General features: G+C 36.2%; 19 protein-coding genes. 17 read left to right on the top strand and 2 right to left on the bottom strand.

All coding sequences use genetic code 11. The annotated features are described in order from the left end of the window. From rpe to spoVM, 3 genes are read left to right on the top strand one after another with little or no spacing between them, the layout of a single operon-like run. Positions 1-666, top strand: a complete 666-nt coding sequence (gene rpe, locus AXY_RS07875; protein WP_015010271.1) for a ribulose-phosphate 3-epimerase — start codon at positions 1-3, stop codon at positions 664-666. Continuing rightward, positions 650-1,315, top strand: a complete 666-nt coding sequence (locus AXY_RS07870) for a thiamine diphosphokinase (protein WP_015010270.1) — start codon at positions 650-652, stop codon at positions 1,313-1,315. Before rpe ends, AXY_RS07870 begins: the two co-directional genes overlap by 17 nt. A 41-nt stretch (positions 1,316-1,356) precedes the next feature. Next, positions 1,357-1,446, top strand: a complete 90-nt coding sequence (spoVM, locus tag AXY_RS07865) for a stage V sporulation protein SpoVM (protein ID WP_041450142.1) — start codon at positions 1,357-1,359, stop codon at positions 1,444-1,446. A 694-nt stretch (positions 1,447-2,140) separates the two neighbouring features. On the opposite strand, the gene rpmB is transcribed toward spoVM, so the two are convergent. Then, positions 2,141-2,329 (bottom strand): 50S ribosomal protein L28, encoded by a 189-nt coding sequence (gene rpmB, locus AXY_RS07860; protein WP_015010269.1) that lies wholly within the window; start codon positions 2,327-2,329, stop codon positions 2,141-2,143. A gap of 315 nt (positions 2,330-2,644) precedes the next feature. Between rpmB and AXY_RS07855 the strand changes: the two genes are divergently transcribed. The 9 genes from AXY_RS07855 to rnc all read left to right on the top strand — a co-directional run bounded on the left by AXY_RS07855 (position 2,645) and on the right by rnc (position 11,334). Then, positions 2,645-3,010 carry an Asp23/Gls24 family envelope stress response protein gene (locus tag AXY_RS07855; RefSeq protein WP_015010268.1) on the top strand — a complete coding sequence of 122 codons (366 nt, stop codon included), beginning with the start codon at positions 2,645-2,647 and terminating at the stop codon, positions 3,008-3,010. A 50-nt stretch (positions 3,011-3,060) separates the two neighbouring features. After that, entirely contained in the window at positions 3,061-4,722 is a 1,662-nt protein-coding gene (locus AXY_RS07850; protein ID WP_015010267.1) for a DAK2 domain-containing protein, read from the top strand. Positions 4,723-4,863: 141 nt separating this feature from the next. Further along, positions 4,864-6,930, top strand: coding sequence for an ATP-dependent DNA helicase RecG (recG, locus tag AXY_RS07845; protein ID WP_051007552.1), 2,067 nt, complete (start codon positions 4,864-4,866; stop codon positions 6,928-6,930). A 93-nt stretch (positions 6,931-7,023) separates the two neighbouring features. Then, on the top strand, positions 7,024-7,584 hold the full coding sequence (fapR, locus tag AXY_RS07840; RefSeq protein ID WP_015010265.1) for a transcription factor FapR: 561 nt from the start codon (positions 7,024-7,026) through the stop codon (positions 7,582-7,584). Positions 7,585-7,601: 17 nt separating this feature from the next. Next, entirely contained in the window at positions 7,602-8,612 is a 1,011-nt protein-coding gene (gene plsX / locus AXY_RS07835; RefSeq protein WP_015010264.1) for a phosphate acyltransferase PlsX, read from the top strand. Beyond that, the gene (fabD, locus tag AXY_RS07830) at positions 8,609-9,544 is read left to right on the top strand and encodes an ACP S-malonyltransferase (protein ID WP_015010263.1); all 936 of its coding nucleotides are present in this window, start codon (positions 8,609-8,611) and stop codon (positions 9,542-9,544) included. The genes plsX and fabD overlap by 4 nt, the downstream gene beginning before the upstream one ends. After that, positions 9,537-10,283: a 3-oxoacyl-[acyl-carrier-protein] reductase gene (gene fabG / locus AXY_RS07825; RefSeq protein ID WP_015010262.1), complete on the top strand. Its 747-nt coding sequence runs from the start codon at positions 9,537-9,539 to the stop codon at positions 10,281-10,283. Before fabD ends, fabG begins: the two co-directional genes overlap by 8 nt. A 32-nt stretch (positions 10,284-10,315) precedes the next feature. Then, positions 10,316-10,549, top strand: coding sequence for an acyl carrier protein (locus tag AXY_RS07820; protein ID WP_015010261.1), 234 nt, complete (start codon positions 10,316-10,318; stop codon positions 10,547-10,549). Positions 10,550-10,644: 95 nt separating this feature from the next. Next, complete coding sequence (rnc, locus tag AXY_RS07815) at positions 10,645-11,334, top strand: ribonuclease III (protein ID WP_015010260.1); 690 nt, start codon at positions 10,645-10,647, stop codon at positions 11,332-11,334. 108 nt (positions 11,335-11,442) lie between these two features. Here rnc and AXY_RS07810 read toward each other — a convergent pair whose 3' ends face one another. Next, the gene (locus AXY_RS07810; RefSeq protein ID WP_015010259.1) at positions 11,443-11,664 is read right to left on the bottom strand and encodes a DUF1128 domain-containing protein; all 222 of its coding nucleotides are present in this window, start codon (positions 11,662-11,664) and stop codon (positions 11,443-11,445) included. Positions 11,665-11,774: 110 nt separating this feature from the next. Here AXY_RS07810 and smc point away from each other — a divergent pair, with 110 nt between their 5' ends. From smc to rpsP, 5 genes are all read left to right on the top strand, one after another. Continuing rightward, positions 11,775-15,347, top strand: a complete 3,573-nt coding sequence (smc, locus tag AXY_RS07805) for a chromosome segregation protein SMC (RefSeq protein ID WP_015010258.1) — start codon at positions 11,775-11,777, stop codon at positions 15,345-15,347. Between the two features lie 12 nt (positions 15,348-15,359). Continuing rightward, positions 15,360-16,343: a signal recognition particle-docking protein FtsY gene (gene ftsY / locus AXY_RS07800; RefSeq protein ID WP_015010257.1), complete on the top strand. Its 984-nt coding sequence runs from the start codon at positions 15,360-15,362 to the stop codon at positions 16,341-16,343. Between the two features lie 86 nt (positions 16,344-16,429). Beyond that, the gene (locus tag AXY_RS07795; RefSeq protein WP_015010256.1) at positions 16,430-16,756 is read left to right on the top strand and encodes a putative DNA-binding protein; all 327 of its coding nucleotides are present in this window, start codon (positions 16,430-16,432) and stop codon (positions 16,754-16,756) included. A gap of 13 nt (positions 16,757-16,769) precedes the next feature. Continuing rightward, positions 16,770-18,122 (top strand): signal recognition particle protein, encoded by a 1,353-nt coding sequence (gene ffh, locus AXY_RS07790; protein WP_015010255.1) that lies wholly within the window; start codon positions 16,770-16,772, stop codon positions 18,120-18,122. 79 nt (positions 18,123-18,201) lie between these two features. After that, on the top strand, positions 18,202-18,474 hold the full coding sequence (gene rpsP, locus AXY_RS07785) for a 30S ribosomal protein S16 (protein WP_015010254.1): 273 nt from the start codon (positions 18,202-18,204) through the stop codon (positions 18,472-18,474). The last annotated feature ends 8 nt before the right edge of the window (positions 18,475-18,482 follow it).

The raw sequence follows: 18,482 nt of genomic DNA, 5'->3' as shown, positions 1-18,482 counted from the left end.
ATGAAGAAAATTGCACCTTCTATTTTATCAGCAGACTTTTCAAAACTTGCAGCAGAGATTAAAGAGGTAGAAGAGGCAGGCGCAGAATATATTCACGTTGATGTCATGGATGGACATTTTGTGCCTAATATAACGATTGGTCCTCTAGTTGTAAGTGCCATTAGACCAACTACGAACTTAACTTTAGATGTACATTTAATGATTGACAATCCAGATCAATATATTGCAGACTTTGCTTCGGCTGGTGCAGATATTATTACCGTTCATTTGGAAGCTTGTACACATCTACATCGGACAATTTCAGCGATTAAAGAACACGGTAAAAAAGCCGGTGTCGTGATAAATCCCGCTACACCAGTAGAGCTTGTTAAACCGATTTTAGCAGATATTGATCTGCTACTATTTATGACGGTTAACCCAGGTTTTGGTGGTCAAACGTTTATCCCGTCAGTATTAGAGAAAATTAAACTTGCTGATCAGTGGCGAAAAGAGAAGAATTTGGACATTGAATTTGAAGTTGACGGAGGCATTAACGCTGAGACAGCTAAATGGTGTGCAGAAGCTGGAGTTGATGTATTTGTAGCAGGTAATGCTATTTTCGGACAACCAAATCGTAAAGAAGCAATGGATGTTATTAGGAAGGCAATTAATGAGGCAGGAAAGTAAGACAGCTAAAATTGGTATTGTTGCAGGTGGACCAGCTGAGCTTTTAGCTGATCTGTCTGAATATCAAATTGATTTTTGGATTGGCTGTGATAGAGGAGCACTCTATTTAATCAATAATCATCTGCCGCTAGATCTTGCAATTGGTGATTTTGACTCCGTATCTAGTCAGGAAAGAGAATTGATCGAACAAAAAGCGAAAACATTTATACAACACCTAGTTGAAAAAGACGAGACTGATTTGGAGTTAGCAATTAATGAGGCATTAAAACGCCCTGTTTGCGAACTATTTTTGTTCGGCGTGACAGGTGGAAGAAAAGATCATGAGCTTAGTTCACTATTCTTGCTCGAAAGATTGATTGATCAACAAATTAAAGTAAAATTAATCGACAAACAAAATAGCCTGTCAATGTACCGCCCTGGTTGTTATCGTTTGAAACGGTTAAATCATGATCAAAAGATCTCATTCTTATCGTTAACAAGTCTAGTGACTGGACTTACTTTAGAAAACTTCTATTACCCCTTAGAAGACGAAACGATCAGACGTGGTGATTCACTAACAATATCTAATCACTTGATTGCAGAAACAGGTTATTTTTCATTTGACTCTGGCATATTAATAGTGATAAAGACTAGTGAACGTAATGCGTAAGCAGTTCACTGAGCTGTTAGATATCGTTAGGAGGGGTTCAGATGCGTTTTTACACGATAAAACTCCCAAAGTTTCTCGGAGGCATTGTACGATTCATTGTTAACCTATGGCAAGGAAAAGAAGAGAAGTAGCAATTCCAAACAAAGCCGAGCAAAAACTCGGTTAATTGAAAAAAGAATTCAGTTAATACTGGATTCTTTTTTCATACTTATAACATTTATTGGTTGTACAATTTATAACTTTGGTGAGTTTGAAAACTTACTAACATCATTTTTTTAATTCAAGTATATTTAATTTTATAACTCACGTTATAAACCACAGTTAGCCGAACCTCCGCGTTCCATGGGCACGTCTTTTTGCTAACTCAGTCAAGCAAAATCGCATACGGTTATCGTAATTTTTATAATTTTAAGAAACGAATTATGATTCACTTCAAGTTTAAATCAATAGAAACAAATTCGAGTAAAAAAATGCAAAAAGAAACACGATATGAAGCAGCAATTTAATTTAGAAGTGAAAAACAGCAGGTGAAATATACGAGACTCCTGCGGGAACAAATCTTTTCGTTGGGACGAGTAATCGCAGTCCCAGCACGAGCTGAAGATCCACTAAGGCAAGCGCTCTTTGCTTGCCTTAGTTAGCTAAAAGCCGTGCCCGCGAAAAGCGAGTGTATTTCACCTGCGGTGAACAAGTTGTATCTTAATTAAAAATAATTCTCGACTAATTATAAAACCTACCAACACTATTTGACATTGAACCCATTTATATAGAAATAAAAAACCCGAATTCACTAAGAAAATGAATTCGAGTTTTTATGTGTGTAGTTTAAACACGTTCAACTTTACCTGATTTAAGTGCACGAGCAGAAACATAAACACGTTTTGGTTTTCCATCAACCATAATGCGTACTTTTTGTACGTTAGCTTTCCATTTACGTTTATTAGCGTTTAAGGCGTGTGAACGATTGTTTCCAACACCTGTTTTACGGCCAGTTACGACACATTTACGACTCATATTTAATCCCTCCCAAATAACGACTATCTCATTTCATACCTATATAATTTATCATAAGTAGTTTTTAAAAGCAATTATTTTTTTCACGAGAAACAAAAAATCCATTTTTAGGACAAGGATTAGCACTTGACAGTAAATCAATTTTAAGTCAAAGTATTAGTGTGAAGATTTAATCAAACTAGCCAGTATTTAAGGCTAATTTGTTAAAAACCTTTTATAATTACGAAAAGTATTGTAAAATGTTTAGAGATTATTATTGTTTGTTCTAAAGTTAATTTAGTAATCAGATTGTAATTTATCAAGGAGGATATAAAGATGGCAATTGAGTTGACGACTAAAGAAGGTCGGGTAACAATTACAAACGAAGTGATTGCAACGGTTGCAGGTGGTGCAGCTATTGAATGTTATGGCATTATTGGTATGGCTTCAAAAAATCAATTAAAAGATGGCATTGCTGAAATACTTCGTAGAGAAAATTTCTCAAAAGGTGTCGTTGTTAAGCAGGAAGATAATAAAATCTCAATTGATATGTATATTATCGTTAGTTACGGAACGAAAATCTCCGAAATTGCGCATAATGTTCAATCCCAAGTTAAATATAACTTAGATAAAACATTAGGTTTAGCAATTGATGCTGTCAATATATATATTCAAGGCGTTCGCGTCCAAAATGACAATTAATAACTGAAATGATATGAGGATTTTTTTGAATGATAAGGGAGGAACCAGTTGTGGGATTAACAAATATAGAAGGTGCTAAGCTTGCTGAAATGATTTTATTAGGCGCTAACCACCTATCTAATAATGCAGATATGATTGATGCATTAAACGTGTTTCCGGTTCCCGATGGAGACACGGGTACCAATATGAATTTATCGATGACATCAGGAGCTAATGAAGTTAAAAAAGTTTCATCTGGCACAGTTTCTGAGGTAGCTAGTGCATTTGCAAAAGGATTACTAATGGGTGCTAGAGGAAACTCTGGTGTTATTCTTTCGCAATTATTTCGCGGATTTTCAAAAGGTGTAGAAGGACTTGACCAATTAACAACAAAAACCTTAGCAAAAGGTCTACAAAGTGGTGTTAAAACGGCTTATAAGGCTGTTATTAAACCAGTAGAAGGTACGATTTTAACTGTTGCTAAAGATACAGCTAATGCAGCTGAGAAAATTGCTGAGGAAACAGATGATTTAGTTGTATTTATGGAACGTGTTTTAGAAGCTTCTAAGGCATCGCTAGATCGAACTCCTGAGCTTTTACCTGTTTTAAAAGAAGTAGGTGTTGTTGATAGTGGTGGACAAGGATTAGTTATCATATATGAAGCATTTGTTGCTTCATTAAAAGGTGAAGCACTTCCAGAAGTTGATCTAGATCTTAATTCAATGGATGACTTAGTTAGCGCTGAGCACCATAAATCACATCAAGATTTTATCAACACTGAGGATATTGAATTTGGTTATTGTACAGAATTTATGGTTAAATTTGAACAAGATAAGTTAAAAGATAATCCATATAATGAAGAAGAATTTCGTAATGAACTCAGCAAACTCGGTGACTCTTTACTAGTCGTATCTGATGAAGATTATGTACGAGTTCACGTTCACGTTGAATATCCCGGAGAAGCAATGAATATTGCTCAACGTTATGGTAGTTTTGCACAAGTTAAAGTTGAAAATATGCGTCAACAACATAGTGATATTGTAGGTGAACAACCGAAAAAAGAAGCAAAACCAAAAGCAGAATATGGTATTGTTTCTGTTGCAATGGGTAATGGAATCGAAGAGCTATTAAAGAGCTTAGGTGCAACAGTTATTATTACTGGCGGCCAAACTATGAATCCAAGTACACAGGACATTAGTGACGCCATCGAAAAAGCTCATGCTGAAAAAGTAATCATCCTACCAAACAATAAGAACATTGTTATGGCGGCAGAACAAGCAGCAGAACTATCTGAGGTTGATGCGATCGTAGTCCCTACAAAGACAATTCCTCAAGGAATGAGTGCATTACTAGCATTTAACCCTGAAGCAAGCTTAGCTGATAATCAAGAGAACATGAAAGACGCTTGTAATTATGTTAAGACTGGTCAATTAACGTATGCCGTTAGAGATACACAAATTGATGGTCTAACAATTGAAAAAGGTAATTTCATGGGTCTTGTTGAAGGTGATATTAAAGCAACAGATCCTGATAAGCTGACAACAGCTAAGCAATTGTTAGAAGCTCTAATTGATGAAGATGACGAAATCTTAACGATCCTACAAGGTGAAGATGCAACGAACGAAGAAGTTGAAGAACTTACAGAATTTGTTGAAGAGGCTTTCCCAGAAATTGAAGTTGAGGTTCATGAAGGTAACCAACCTATTTATTCATTAATCTTGTCTGTGGAGTAATGATAAAAAAATAAAAAGTGTTTCGAAGAATGACTTCGGGGCACTTTTTTGTTGTTATAATACAATTACAGCAATAGGCTTCAATGCTGAAAATGTGTATAATTAAATCGATTGAATCGCAAGTCACAATCGAAAATCATGATGTTAATTTTAATAAAGGGGGTGAATGCTATTTTGAACAGGAGATTAGTCACTGATATAAAGGGAGTGGGACCTGCCTTAAAGGAGAAATTAGCACAACTTGATATACATACTGTGGAGGATTTATTTCATACATATCCTTCAAGATATGAAAATTTTGAAGTATTACCGATTACGGAGCTGGTACATGACCAAAAAGCCACGCTTGAAGCAATCGTCTTAAGTCAACCTGTTGTCACATTCTATGGCCGTAAGAAATCACGACTAGTTGTCCCGCTTCAAGTTGATCAAGTCGTTGTAAAAGGGATTATGTTTAATCGACATTTTGCCAAAGATCAAATGGTCGAAGGCAAAAAGGTGACGGTGACTGGAAAATGGGATCAACATCGTCAACAAATAACGATTAGCCATTATCGGATTGGGGAGAATTCATCAACTGAAATAGAACCGTCATATGGATTACGTCAAATCATTACGCCGTTTCAATTTAGAAAAGTTCTAAAGCAAGCATTTACTCAATTCAGAGAAGAAATCGTAGAAATATTACCTAACCGATATCTCACAGAATATAAACTGCTAAGCCGAGGAATGGCCCTTGAGCAAATTCACTTTCCACAAGATATTAATCACTTAAAACAAGCGAGAAGACGGCTAATCTATGAGGAGTTTTTACTGTTTCAGTTAAAAATGCAAGGATTACGGCAATTGAATATTGACAGGACTCAAGGTCAACGGAAGGAATTTTCAGAGACTGATTTAATTGAATTTATTAATCAATTACCATTTCAATTAACAGAAGCACAAAGTAAAGCAAAACAGGAAATCCTTGATGATATGAGATCACCTCATCGGATGCATCGATTATTACAAGGTGACGTTGGTTCCGGTAAAACAGTTGTAGCTGCGATTGCTTTATATGCAGCATTTTTAGCAGGTTTCCAAGGTGCTATTATGGTTCCTACTGAAATTTTAGCTGAACAGCATTATCAATCGCTTACTAAACTATTTGAAGGTAAATTGGTTGTTGAATTTTTGACAGGATCAGTTAAAGGTAAAGAACGAAAACGCAAATTAGCAGCAATTGAAAGTGGCGAAGTCAATGTGATTGTTGGTACACATGCTTTAATTCAAGATGATGTTTCTTACGCTAATTTAGGCTTAGTGATCGTAGACGAACAACACCGTTTTGGTGTTAATCAGCGAAAAGTATTACGAGAAAAAGGCATTGATCCTGATGTGTTGTTTATGACAGCAACACCGATTCCACGAACATTAGCAATTACAAGCTTCGGTGATATGGATATGTCAATGATTGATCAAATGCCAGTCGGCAGAAAGTCAGTCGAAACATTTTGGGTAAAAGAATCGATGATGCCACGAATTATTAACTTAATTGAAAAAGAAGTGAAAAGTGGAGGACAAGCCTACATCATTGCTCCGTTAATCGAGGAATCAGACAAGCTTGATATTCAAAATGCAGTTGATCTGTATCAAAACCTATCAAATACTTTCTCAATTCCGATTGAAATCGGACTTTTACATGGTCGATTAACCCCTAGTGAAAAAGATGAGGTCATGCAAGCTTTTGCAGAAAACAAAGTACAAGTGCTCGTATCAACAACTGTTGTTGAGGTTGGTGTTAACGTTCCTAACGCCACAATTATGGTTATCTACGATGCAGAGCGTTTTGGCCTGTCGCAATTACATCAATTGCGTGGTCGAGTTGGACGTGGTGACAAGCAAAGCTATTGTATCCTAATTGCTGATCCGAAGGGTGAGACAGGCAAAGAGCGCATGCAAATTATGACGGAAACGACAAACGGTTTTGTATTAGCAGAGCATGACTTAAAGCTAAGAGGGCCAGGAGAATTTTTCGGCAAAAAACAAAGTGGTTTACCAGAATTTAAACTAGCTGATCCTATTCATGATTATCGAGCATTAGAAACTGCTCGTAAGGATGCAATAGAGATTGTGACGAATAATTATCTTGAGGAAAATCAAGAATTTCAGCAATTGAAACAACTGATGGATCACGTTTTGATGGAATATCAAGTAGGTTTTGATTAAAAAAAGGGTTGCAAAGATAAATATTTTTCGATATATTACTATTAGTACCTAGTCTTAATATTAAACGTCGATTGTAGCATAGGTGGTGAGAAAATGAGATTACCAAAGCGAATTAGACAAGAGCGTCTTAAAGCAAAGATTGAAGAAACGCCATTTATAACAGATGAAGAATTGGCTAAGACGTTTTCTGTTAGTATTCAAACGATTCGGTTAGACCGGATGGAATTAGCTATTCCTGAATTACGAGAAAGAATTAAATCTGTTGCAAAAGATCAGTGGAATGAAACAGTTAAATCACTTCCTCTTGATGATGTGATTGGGGAAATTATTGATCTTGAATTAGATAAACGAGCAATTTCTATCCTTGATATTAAGAAGGACCATGTGTTCACTAGAAATGATATTGCAAGAGGGCATCATTTGTTTGCTCAAGCGAACTCATTGGCTGTTGCTGTAATTGACGATGAGCTTGCACTTACTGAAAAAGCAGATATTCGATTTATTCGACAAGTTAAACAAGGCGAGCGCGTTATCGCAAAAGCACATGTACAACCAAGTGAAAGACGTAATCGAACACTTGTGATGGTTGATAGCTTTGTCGACCAAGAACTCGTATTTTCTGGTCAATTTACGATGTATCGATCAACAGAATAAAAAAGGGGTTTTATAAAATGAAAATTGTAATAGATGCAATGGGTGGAGACAATGCTCCGCAATCAGTTGTAGAAGGTGCAATGCTTGCAATTGAATCACTCAAACAAATTGATGAAATTATTTTAGTGGGTGATCAAGATAAAATTAAACCTTTTTTAAGCAATGATAATAAAATTTCAATTTTACATACTACTGAAGTGATTACTGCTGATGATGAGCCAGTTAGAGCAGCACGCCGTAAGAAGAATTCATCGCTTGTATTAATGGCTAAAGAAGTTAAAGAGGGTAGAGCTGACGCATGTTTATCCGCAGGAAATACAGGTGCATTAATGAGTGTAGGCCTGTTTCAAGTAGGTCGAATTAAAGGAATTGAGCGCCCAGCATTAAGCCCGACTTTACCAACCATAGATGGAAAAGGTTTTGTTTTCCTAGATGTAGGAGCGAATGTTGATGCAAAGCCAAAACAGCTACTACAGTATGGGATTATGGGATCGATTTACAGTGAAAAGGTTAGAGGTATTTCTAATCCGCGAGTTGGCTTATTAAATGTCGGCACTGAAGAAGGTAAAGGTAATGAATTAGCTAAGCAAGCATATGAATTACTAAGTCATGCACCGATTAATTTCATTGGTAATGTCGAAGCAAGAGATTTACTTGATGGTGTAGCTGATGTTGTCGTAACAGACGGATTTAGTGGTAATGTCGCCCTTAAAACGATTGAGGGGACAGCGCAAATGATGTTTGGTTTGATTAAAGAAACATTTATGTCATCACTCAAAACGAAGCTTGCAGCTGCTGTCTTAAAGAAAGATTTAAAACAGTTAAAAAATAAATTGGATTACTCTGAATACGGTGGCGCTGGTTTATTTGGATTAGCTGCTCCAGTTATTAAAGCACATGGATCATCTAATGCACGTGCGATTTACAATGCGATTAAACAGACTAGTCATATGGTTGAAAACAATGTTACTGAAGTAATTGAAACAACGGTAAGAGACATGAAAGAAACTAATGGGGGACAAGAATGAAAAAATTAGCATTTGTTTTTCCAGGTCAAGGCTCACAACAAGTTGGGATGGGTCAGTCATTTTTAGAGGCAAGTGATGAAAATAAGCTCGTGTTTAATGAAGCTGATCAATTACTTGGATACTCATTGTCAGAAATGATAGCGTCAGGTCCAGAATCAGAATTAACAAAAACGATTCACACACAACCTGCATTGTTGCTCGTCAGCACAATCGTCAGTCGAGAATTATCAAAAGTAGGCATTAATCCAATAGTAGTTGCTGGTCATAGTCTAGGTGAATATAGTGCGCTCGTAGCTGCAGGTGTGCTTTCATTAGAAGATGCCTTACTGCTTGTCCAAAAGCGTGGAGAGCTAATGGAGGAAGCATATCCAAAAGGTAAAGGCGCTATGGCAGCCGTATTAGGCTTAGATCGACCTGAGATTGAACAACAATTAAAAGAGCTTGAAGAACCTGTTGATTTAGCAAATCTAAATTGTCCTGGACAAATTGTTATTTCTGGTACAAAGCTAGGTGTCGAACAAGCGATACCTAAATTAATTGAAGCAGGGGCGAAGCGTGTTATTCCACTTAATGTTAGTGGGCCATTTCACTCAAGATTAATGAAGCCAGCTGCAGAGAGATTTCAAACTGTGTTAGAGCAAATGGAATTCCAAGATTCAGCTATCCCTGTGTTTTCAAATGTTACTGCAAAAATTGTTCATGATAAAGATCAAATTAAAGAGCTGCTTGTTAAGCAACTTTACTCACCTGTTAGATTCCAGGAAATAATTGAAGATCTACTCGCTCAAGATTATGATGCGATTGTTGAGGTTGGTAATGGTAAAGTATTATCAGGTCTCATTAAGAAAGTATCGCGACGAGCTAAAGTCTTTGCAGTCTCTGATCAAGCAACGTTGAAAAAGTTAATTGATTGGTACCAGGAGGATGAATAAGATGACACAAAAAGTAGCATTAGTAACAGGAGCTTCTCGTGGAATTGGTCGTGCAATTGCATTAGAACTTGCTCAAAGAGGATATGATGTAGCGATCAATTATGCCGGAAGTGAAGATAAGGCAAAAGAAGTTGCAGCATCGGTACAACAACTTGGACGAAAAGCTATTGTTGTGAAAGCTGATGTCACGAACGAAAGTGACGTTAAATCAATGGTTAAGTCTGTTATAACAGAGCTAGGATCAATAGATATATTGGTTAATAACGCTGGCATTACGAGAGATAATTTATTGATCAGAATGAAAGAAGATGAATTTGATCAAGTTATTAATACAAACCTTAAAGGCGTATTTCTTTGTATGAAAGCCGCTAGCCGTCCAATGATGAAGCAAAGAACAGGGAAAATTATTAATATTTCTTCAGTAGTTGGTATCAGTGGTAATCCAGGTCAAATGAATTACGTTGCTGCTAAGTCAGGTGTTATTGGAATGACAAAAACGGCTGCAAAAGAGCTTGCATCACGTAATATCTTAGTAAATGCAGTTGCACCAGGTTTTATTGATACAGATATGACAGAACAGTTAGACGATTCAATTAGAGCTGAGTTATTAAAATTGATCCCGCTAGAACGACTTGGTAAGGCAGAGGATGTTGCAAAAGTTGTAGCATTCTTAGCTTCAGACGATGCTAATTACATAACTGGTCAAACAATTCAAGTAGACGGTGGTATGGTTATGTAATTTTAATAAAACATTTAAAGGAGGTGAAAATTATGTCAGATACATTTGAAAGAGTAAAGCGCATTGTCGTTGATCGATTAGATGTTGAGGAGGACAAAGTTACCCTAGATGCTTCATTCCAAAAAGATTTAGAGGCAGACTCACTTGACGTTGTTGAACTTGTAATGGAATTAGAAGATGAGTTCGACATGGAGATCGCTGATGATGAAGCAGAGAAAATTGAAACAGTAGGCGATGCTGTTGAATACATAGACAGCCAGTCTTAAGTATAGTAAAAAAGGTCTCGTGATTACATACGAGACCTTTGCATTTTTAAATAAGAAAAGATAATATATATTTAGAGAGGGAGGTATAATATGCAATGAATTTTGATGAATTAGAAAAGAAATTAGGCATAACATTTAAAAATCAAAAACTATTAATTCAAGCATTTACGCATTCATCGTATGTCAATGAGAATAGGAATAAGATTCAGCAAGACAATGAGCGCTTGGAGTTTTTAGGCGATGCAGTTTTAGAGCTAGGTATATCACAATATTTATACCGAACTTATCCGAACAAACCAGAAGGTGAACTGACAAAGTTGAGGGCAACAATTGTTTGTGAACCTGCGTTAGTTAAATTCGCACTTGATCTAAAATTTGATCAATATGTTCTTTTAGGTAAAGGTGAAGAACGAACTGGTGGTAGAAAGAGACCTGCACTTTTAGCAGATGTATTCGAAGCGTTTATCGGAGCGTTATATTTAGACCAAGATTTTAATGCTGTTGTAAACTTTCTACATAAGTATATTTATCCAAAAATTAAAAACGGTTTTATGATTAAGGAGATTGATTATAAGAGCCAATTGCAGGAGCTGATCCAACAAGACAAGCAAGGTGAGATTAACTACGAGATTATTTCAGAAAAAGGACCAGCGCACGATCGAGAATTTATTGCACAAGTAAAAATTAACAATAAAGTAGTCGGAATCGGGCACGGTCGAACAAAAAAAGAATCGGAGCAACGAGCAGCTAAAATAGCATTAGACAAACATCAAACTTCGATTTAGTTGGACGTTGGCTTGTTTTTATGAAAGAGCTTCGTAAAAACGAGCCAACGTAATATCAATCTTTCTTTTTAAAATAAAATGAAAGTTATGTCAACTATAACGACATCTTTATTTACGTATTGTGGCTAGTTCTTCAATAAAAGCCTCTTTTTCAGCAATACTGATATTGTTTTTATTTACCACAAAATCATACAACCACTTAAGATCATCGTATTTATCAATATTATAATCTTCAGGATCAAGCAAGCTAGGATTAGCTACATCTAATTGTTTACCGATGCTATCTAACATATATGCTAAATTTTTTTGATTGGCTTCTGATAAATTCATGATTTTCCCCCTTAATAATCTAACCTACTAACAAGACTGTCTTTATGATAAAATATATAGGTTGAAATATAAAGTGATGATTGTTATTTTTAACGAAATAGGTGAAAAATATGTTTTTAAAAAGATTAGAGTCTGTAGGTTTTAAATCATTTGCTGAACCTATTACAGTAGACTTTGTACCAGGTGTAACAGCTGTTGTTGGACCAAATGGAAGTGGAAAAAGTAATGTAACCGACGCGATCCGTTGGGTATTAGGTGAACAGTCAGCTAAGTCATTACGAGGGTCGAAAATGGAAGATATCATTTTTCAAGGCAGTGACACCCGTAAACCACTTAATATTGCAGAAGTCACATTAATTTTAGATAATCATGATCGTACATTACCGATTGATTACCAGGAAGTAAGTGTGACAAGACGAGTCTCTCGTTCAGGAGATAGTGAATTCTTCTTGAACAAACAACCTTGTCGTCTAAAGGACATTATTGATTTATTTTTAGATTCAGGTTTAGGCAGAGAAGCATTTTCAATTATTGGTCAAGGGAAAATCGAGGAAATCTTAAGCTCAAAAGCAGAAGAACGACGAACAATTTTTGAAGAAGCAGCTGGTGTGCTCAAATATAAAAACCGCAAGAAAAAGGCAGAGTATAAACTTGCTGAAACACAAGAGAACTTAAATCGAATTGAAGATATAATCTATGAAATTGATGGACAGTTAGAGCCTTTAAAGGAACAATCATCTAGAGCAAAAGAATATTTATCATACAAAGACCAACTTAAAGGTGCTGAAATTACTTTATTAAGAACAGAGATAGAAGACTTACATAATGATTGGCGGGAACTTTTAAGTCAAATTGAACAATTAAAGCAAACAGAGAATGATTATACGGGCCAAATTCAAATTGAAGCTGCTCAAGTTGAGAAAGAAGATCTTCAAATTGAACAATTAGATCAAGTTATTGAATCATTACAACAGAAACTTCTGGAGCTTACTGAATCATTTGAGAAATTGACTGGAGAAAGAAATGTTATTTTAGAACGCTCAAAACATACCACTCAGAGCAAAGAAAAACTATCTCAGCAACGAGCCATTCTACAAGATCAATATCTAAAGACTGAAACCGAACTTAAATCTGAACAAAATAAATTAACTGAGATAACTGTGAGTGTAAAACAAACAAATTCAAAATTAATCGAGCTTGAAAAACGTTTAACGCATAATCAAGATGAGCTAGATCAACAAATCGAGTCATTAAAAGCAGATTATATTGACCAACTCAATCAACAAGCAACGACACGTCATGAGATTAAGATTATTGAGCAACAACGAAATCAAATGATTGCCCAAAAAGAACGTAGTCAAACAGAACAAACATCTGAGCATGCAGACTATGATAAATTACATCAGTTAAAAGTAAAATTAGCCGAAGAAGTGAATGCTTTAAATGACCAACAATCGATTATTCATGAATCACTCAAGCAAGCTGAATTAGAAAAAGAACAAGCAAATAAATTGTTAAAAGATATGCAAGCTAGATTGGAAAAAGGTCAACGTCAAATCGACTTAATGCAATCTCGAAAAGACATGCTTGAAGAAATGAAGCAAGATTTTCAAGGATTTTATTCAGGCGTAAAGACGGTATTAAAGGCTAGAGAGGTTGGAAAGTTATCAGGAATCCATGGAGCAGTGATTGAGTTGATTGATATTCCAGAGCGCTTTTTAATAGCACTTGAGACAGCCTTGGCTAATCAAGCACAGCACGTCGTTGTAAGTAATGAACAAGCAGGTAGAAAAGCAATCGCCTACTTAAAGCAACAAAATAATGGGCGGGCCACATTTTTACCGCTTGATGTTATCCAACCGAAAAAAATTACTAATCAGTACCTAGAAAAAGTTAAGGGTCATACTGGTTTTGTTGGACTAGCTAATGAAGTCGCACAGGTAGATCCAACATACAAATTAGTTGTGGACTACTTATTAGGTCATACAATTATTGCAGATCAATTAAAAGATGCCAATGAAATCGCTCGACTCGTTGATCGCAGGTTCCGAATTGTGACATTGGATGGCGATATTGTTAATCCAGGCGGTTCGATGACTGGTGGTGCACGGAAAGTAACGAATCAAAACATCTTTACTCGCGATAAAGAATTAGAAAAATTAACAGAGAAAATTAATCAATTCAAGCATCGTGCCGAAAAGTTTGCAGGAGAAATTAAACAACAATCACTTCTCGTCGCTGAAATTGAACGCAAGGTTGAACATTTACGGGTAAAACGAGAAGAAATTCAGCATCAGCTTCACGAGAAATTAGCCGAACAGCAAACAAATCAAATCCGGCTATCACATATTGAAAAACAAATTCAAATGATAGAACGCGAGAGAGAAACTAAAAAAGCCGAATTTAATCGTCTTGAATCTGAAAAAGAGAAGAATGAAACTAAATTAAAACAGTTACAAGCTCAAATAGATGAGATACAAGCAGAAATCGCAAAGTTAACACAAGAGAAGGATAACTTTGAAGAAAATAAAGCAAGCCTAGAGACTGAATACCAATCACTCCAAGTTAAAATTGCTGAGCAGAAAAAAGAACGCATGTATCAAAATGAAAAAGTTGAACAAAAAGACCAGCAATTAACGCAACTGAGTGAGTCAATTGAAGCGGTCGATCAGGAGCTTGAATTAATCAAGAACACCGAAGCAAGTGCTGAGTTTATCACTGTACTTGAACAAAGAATTCAAGAGAATGAAGCGGAAAAACTACAAGTTACGAAGGAGATTCAAGTTAAAAGGCAAGAACGATTGCAATTAACACAACGCCTAGGAGAGCGCCAAGCAAAATATCGTACATTACAAAGTAAGAAGCAGGCGTTAACAGAAGAACGACAACTATTAGAAGTGAAAGCGAATCGTTTAGATGTTGAACTTGAAAATCGACTCTTACAGCTACAGGAAGATTATGAACTAAGCTTTGAAAAGGCAAAAGCAGATTATGAAAAATCGGATGATTTGAAGTCGCTTAGAAGACAAGTTAAACTGATTAAGCGTACAATAGAAGAATTAGGTACAGTCAACTTAGGGGCTATCGATGAATATGAGCGCATCTCAGAACGATACGAATTTTTAACTAGTCAACAAGCAGATTTACAAGATGCTAAGGATACGTTATATGCTGTTATTCGTGAAATGGACCAAGAGATGGAGCTTCGATTTGATCAGACATTCTCTAAGATCAGAGTCGAATTTACTGAAGTATTTCGTCAATTATTTGGTGGCGGACACGCTGAATTGACCCTAACCGACCCTAATCAATTGCTGACGACAGGTGTAGAGATTAAGGCACAACCACCTGGGAAAAAAGCGCAGCAATTAGCTTTATTATCTGGTGGTGAACGAGCATTAACAGCAATTGCATTGTTATTTGCCATTCTTCGTGTTAGACCTGTTCCGTTTTGTGTATTAGATGAAGTTGAAGCAGCGCTGGATGAAGCTAATGTTGAACGCTTTAGTCGTTATTTAAAAGCATTTAGTGAACAAACCCAATTTATTGTGATTACACATAGAAAAGGTACAATGGAAGGTGCTGACGTCTTATACGGTGTAACGATGCAGGAATCTGGTGTATCACGTTTTGTGTCAGTAAAGTTAGAAGAAACAGATGAATTATTAGAAACAAAATCTTAAGAGGTGAACAGAGTGAGTTTTTTTAAAAAGTTAAAAGATAAATTTTCATCATCTACTACGAGTGAAAAAACATCAAAGAAGTATGAAACAGGTCTAGAAAAAACCCGACAATCTTTTTCAGCGAAGCTAAACGATCTCATCGCTCGCTACCGAAAAGTAGATGAAGATTTCTTTGAAGAATTAGAGGAAGTCTTAATTTCAGCAGATGTTGGCGTAAATACCGTTATGGAATTGATTGAAGAGTTAGAGATGGAAGTTAAACGTCAAAATATTAAAGATACTGATAAAGTAAAAGAAGTCATATCTGAAAAACTAGTCGCAATCTATATGGATGGTAATGACTCAATCCCATCATTAAATCTCCAAGAAGGAGAACTATCTGTCATTTTATTTGTTGGGGTTAACGGAGTTGGTAAAACTACAACAATCGGTAAGCTTGCCCATCAATTAAAAGAAGAAGGCAAGAAAGTTGTTCTAGCGGCAGGCGATACATTTCGCGCTGGAGCAATAGAACAATTAGAGGTTTGGGGCGAGCGTGTCGGTGTTGACGTCATTAAGCAAAGCGCTGGAAGTGACCCAGCAGCAGTCGTTTATGATGGTATTCAAGCAGCTAAAGCTAGAGGTGCAGATATCTTAATTTGTGACACTGCCGGACGTCTACAAAATAAAGTGAACTTAATGAATGAATTAAGTAAGGTAAATCGAGTCATTAGTCGTGAAATTCCAGGCGCACCACATGAAGTATTACTCGTCTTGGATGCTACGACTGGTCAAAATGCACTAAGTCAGGCAAAAGTCTTCTCAGAAGCAACTAATGTTAGTGGCATTGTCCTAACTAAGCTTGACGGCACTGCTAAAGGTGGCATTGTGTTAGCGATCAGAAAAGAGTTAAATATCCCAGTGAAATATGTTGGTTTAGGTGAGCAAATCACTGATTTGCAAATCTTTGATCCAAATGCCTTTGTCTACGGACTATTTTCCGATATGATTGAGTAAGAAGTAATAAATAATTGACATAGGCTCACAATCTCAACTGTTATGCAAATTGTATTGGTGCTATGTTTAATAAGGAGTGCTCTTTAATGTTAGAGAAAACAACACAAATCAATTTCTTATTTGATTTTTATCAACCATTATTAACACCAAAGCAACGAGATTATATGAACCTTTATTATTTGGAGGATCATTCATTAGGTGAAATAGCCGAGCAATTTGACGTATCTAGACAGGCTGTTTATGATAATATTCGCCGAACAGAAGCGATGTTACTTAATTATGAAGAAAAGTTAAAATTACATGAGAAATTTATGGAACGTCAACAATTACTTGATGAATTGAATAAGTTAATTGTTGAAGAAGAACAAGATAAAGCAATACAATTAATCAAAAGACTGAAAGAATTAGATTAGGAGGTCGTCCTTAATGGCTTTTGAAGGATTAGCAGATCGTCTCCAAAGTACTATTAAAAAAATGACGGGTAAAGGGAAAGTATCTGAACAAGATGTAAAAGTCATGGCTCGAGAAGTACGATTAGCACTACTCGAGGCAGACGTTAACTTTAAAGTAGTTAAAGAATTTGTTAATAATATTCGTACACGAGCTGTTGGTGCTGAAGTTATGGAAAGCTTGACTCCAGGCCAACAGGTTATCAAAATTGTAAAAGAAGAATTAACCGCATTAATGGGTGGTGAGCAAAGTAAAATAGCTGTTGCTGACCGTCCGCCAACTGTGATCATGATGGTTGGTCTACAAGGTGCTGGTAAAACCACTACAACAGGTAAGTTAGCTAATTTATTACGGAAAAAACATAACCGCAAGCCACTTTTAGTCGCTGCTGATGTTTATCGTCCAGCTGCAGTTGATCAACTTAAAACAGTTGGTAAACAGTTAAATATTCCGGTCTTCGAAAAGGGGACTGATGCAAATCCAGTTGAGATTGCAAATGAAGCAATTCAGTATGCAAAGGAAGAACACTTGGATTATGTCATTATAGATACCGCTGGTCGACTCCATATTGATACTGATTTAATGGATGAGCTATATCAAATTAAACAGAATCTGTCTCCTGATGAAATATTTTTAGTTGTTGATTCAATGACAGGTCAAGACGCAGTAAATGTTGCTGAGAACTTCAATGAACAACTAGATATTACAGGCGTGATTTTAACCAAGTTAGATGGTGATACGCGTGGTGGTGCCGCTCTATCAATTAAGTCGGTGACAAATAAACCGATTAAATTTATCGGTATGGGGGAAAAACTAGATCAGTTAGAGGATTTTCACCCTGATCGAATGGCTTCACGAATCTTAGGTATGGGTGATGTCCTAAGCCTGATTGAGAAAGCTGAAGCAACAATTGATGAAAAGAAAGCAAAAGAATTAGAAGATAAAATGCGCTCAGCCAGCTTTGATTTCGATGATTTCCTTGAACAGATGGAACAGGTTAGAAGTATGGGCCCATTAGATGAGTTATTAAGTTTACTTCCAGGCGCAAATAAGATGAAGGGACTAAAAAATGTCCAACTTGACGATAAGCAATTGGTTCATGTAGAAGCAATTATTAAATCAATGACAAAGCAGGAACGTAAAGATCCTAGCTTGATGAACCCAAGTCGCAAAAAACGTATTGCACAAGGATCTGGACGCCCAATTGCCGAGGTAAACCGACTGATTAAACAATTTAATGAAATGCGTAAAATGATGAAGCAAATGTCTGGTATGACAGGTGGTAAAAAAGGAAAACGAAGAAAAGGTTTTAATTTTCCGATGATGTAATGTAAAAACACTTTACAGACTAAAACTTTTCTGTTACAATCTTAAATTGTGAAGATTAATAGTAATGGAGGTGCAAATAATGGCAGTTAAAATTCGTTTAAAACGTATGGGATCTAAACGTAACCCTTTCTATCGTGTAGTTGTAGCTGATTCACGTTCACCACGTGATGGACGTATTATCGAGCAAATTGGAACATATAATCCGGTTGTTAATCCGGCTGAAGTTAAATTAGATGAAGATAAAGCATTAGACTGGATGGCTAAAGGTGCACAACCTAGCGATACAGTTCGTAACCTTTTCTCTAAAGAAGGCATCATGCAAAAGTTCCACGATCAGAAAAATCAAAAATAAGGTAGCGT

This window comes from Amphibacillus xylanus NBRC 15112 (genome assembly GCF_000307165.1).
Taxonomy (GTDB): domain Bacteria; phylum Bacillota; class Bacilli; order Bacillales; family Amphibacillaceae; genus Amphibacillus; species Amphibacillus xylanus.
The sequence above is the reverse complement of the archived record's forward strand: the minus strand, read 5'-3'. Positions and strand labels throughout refer to the sequence as shown.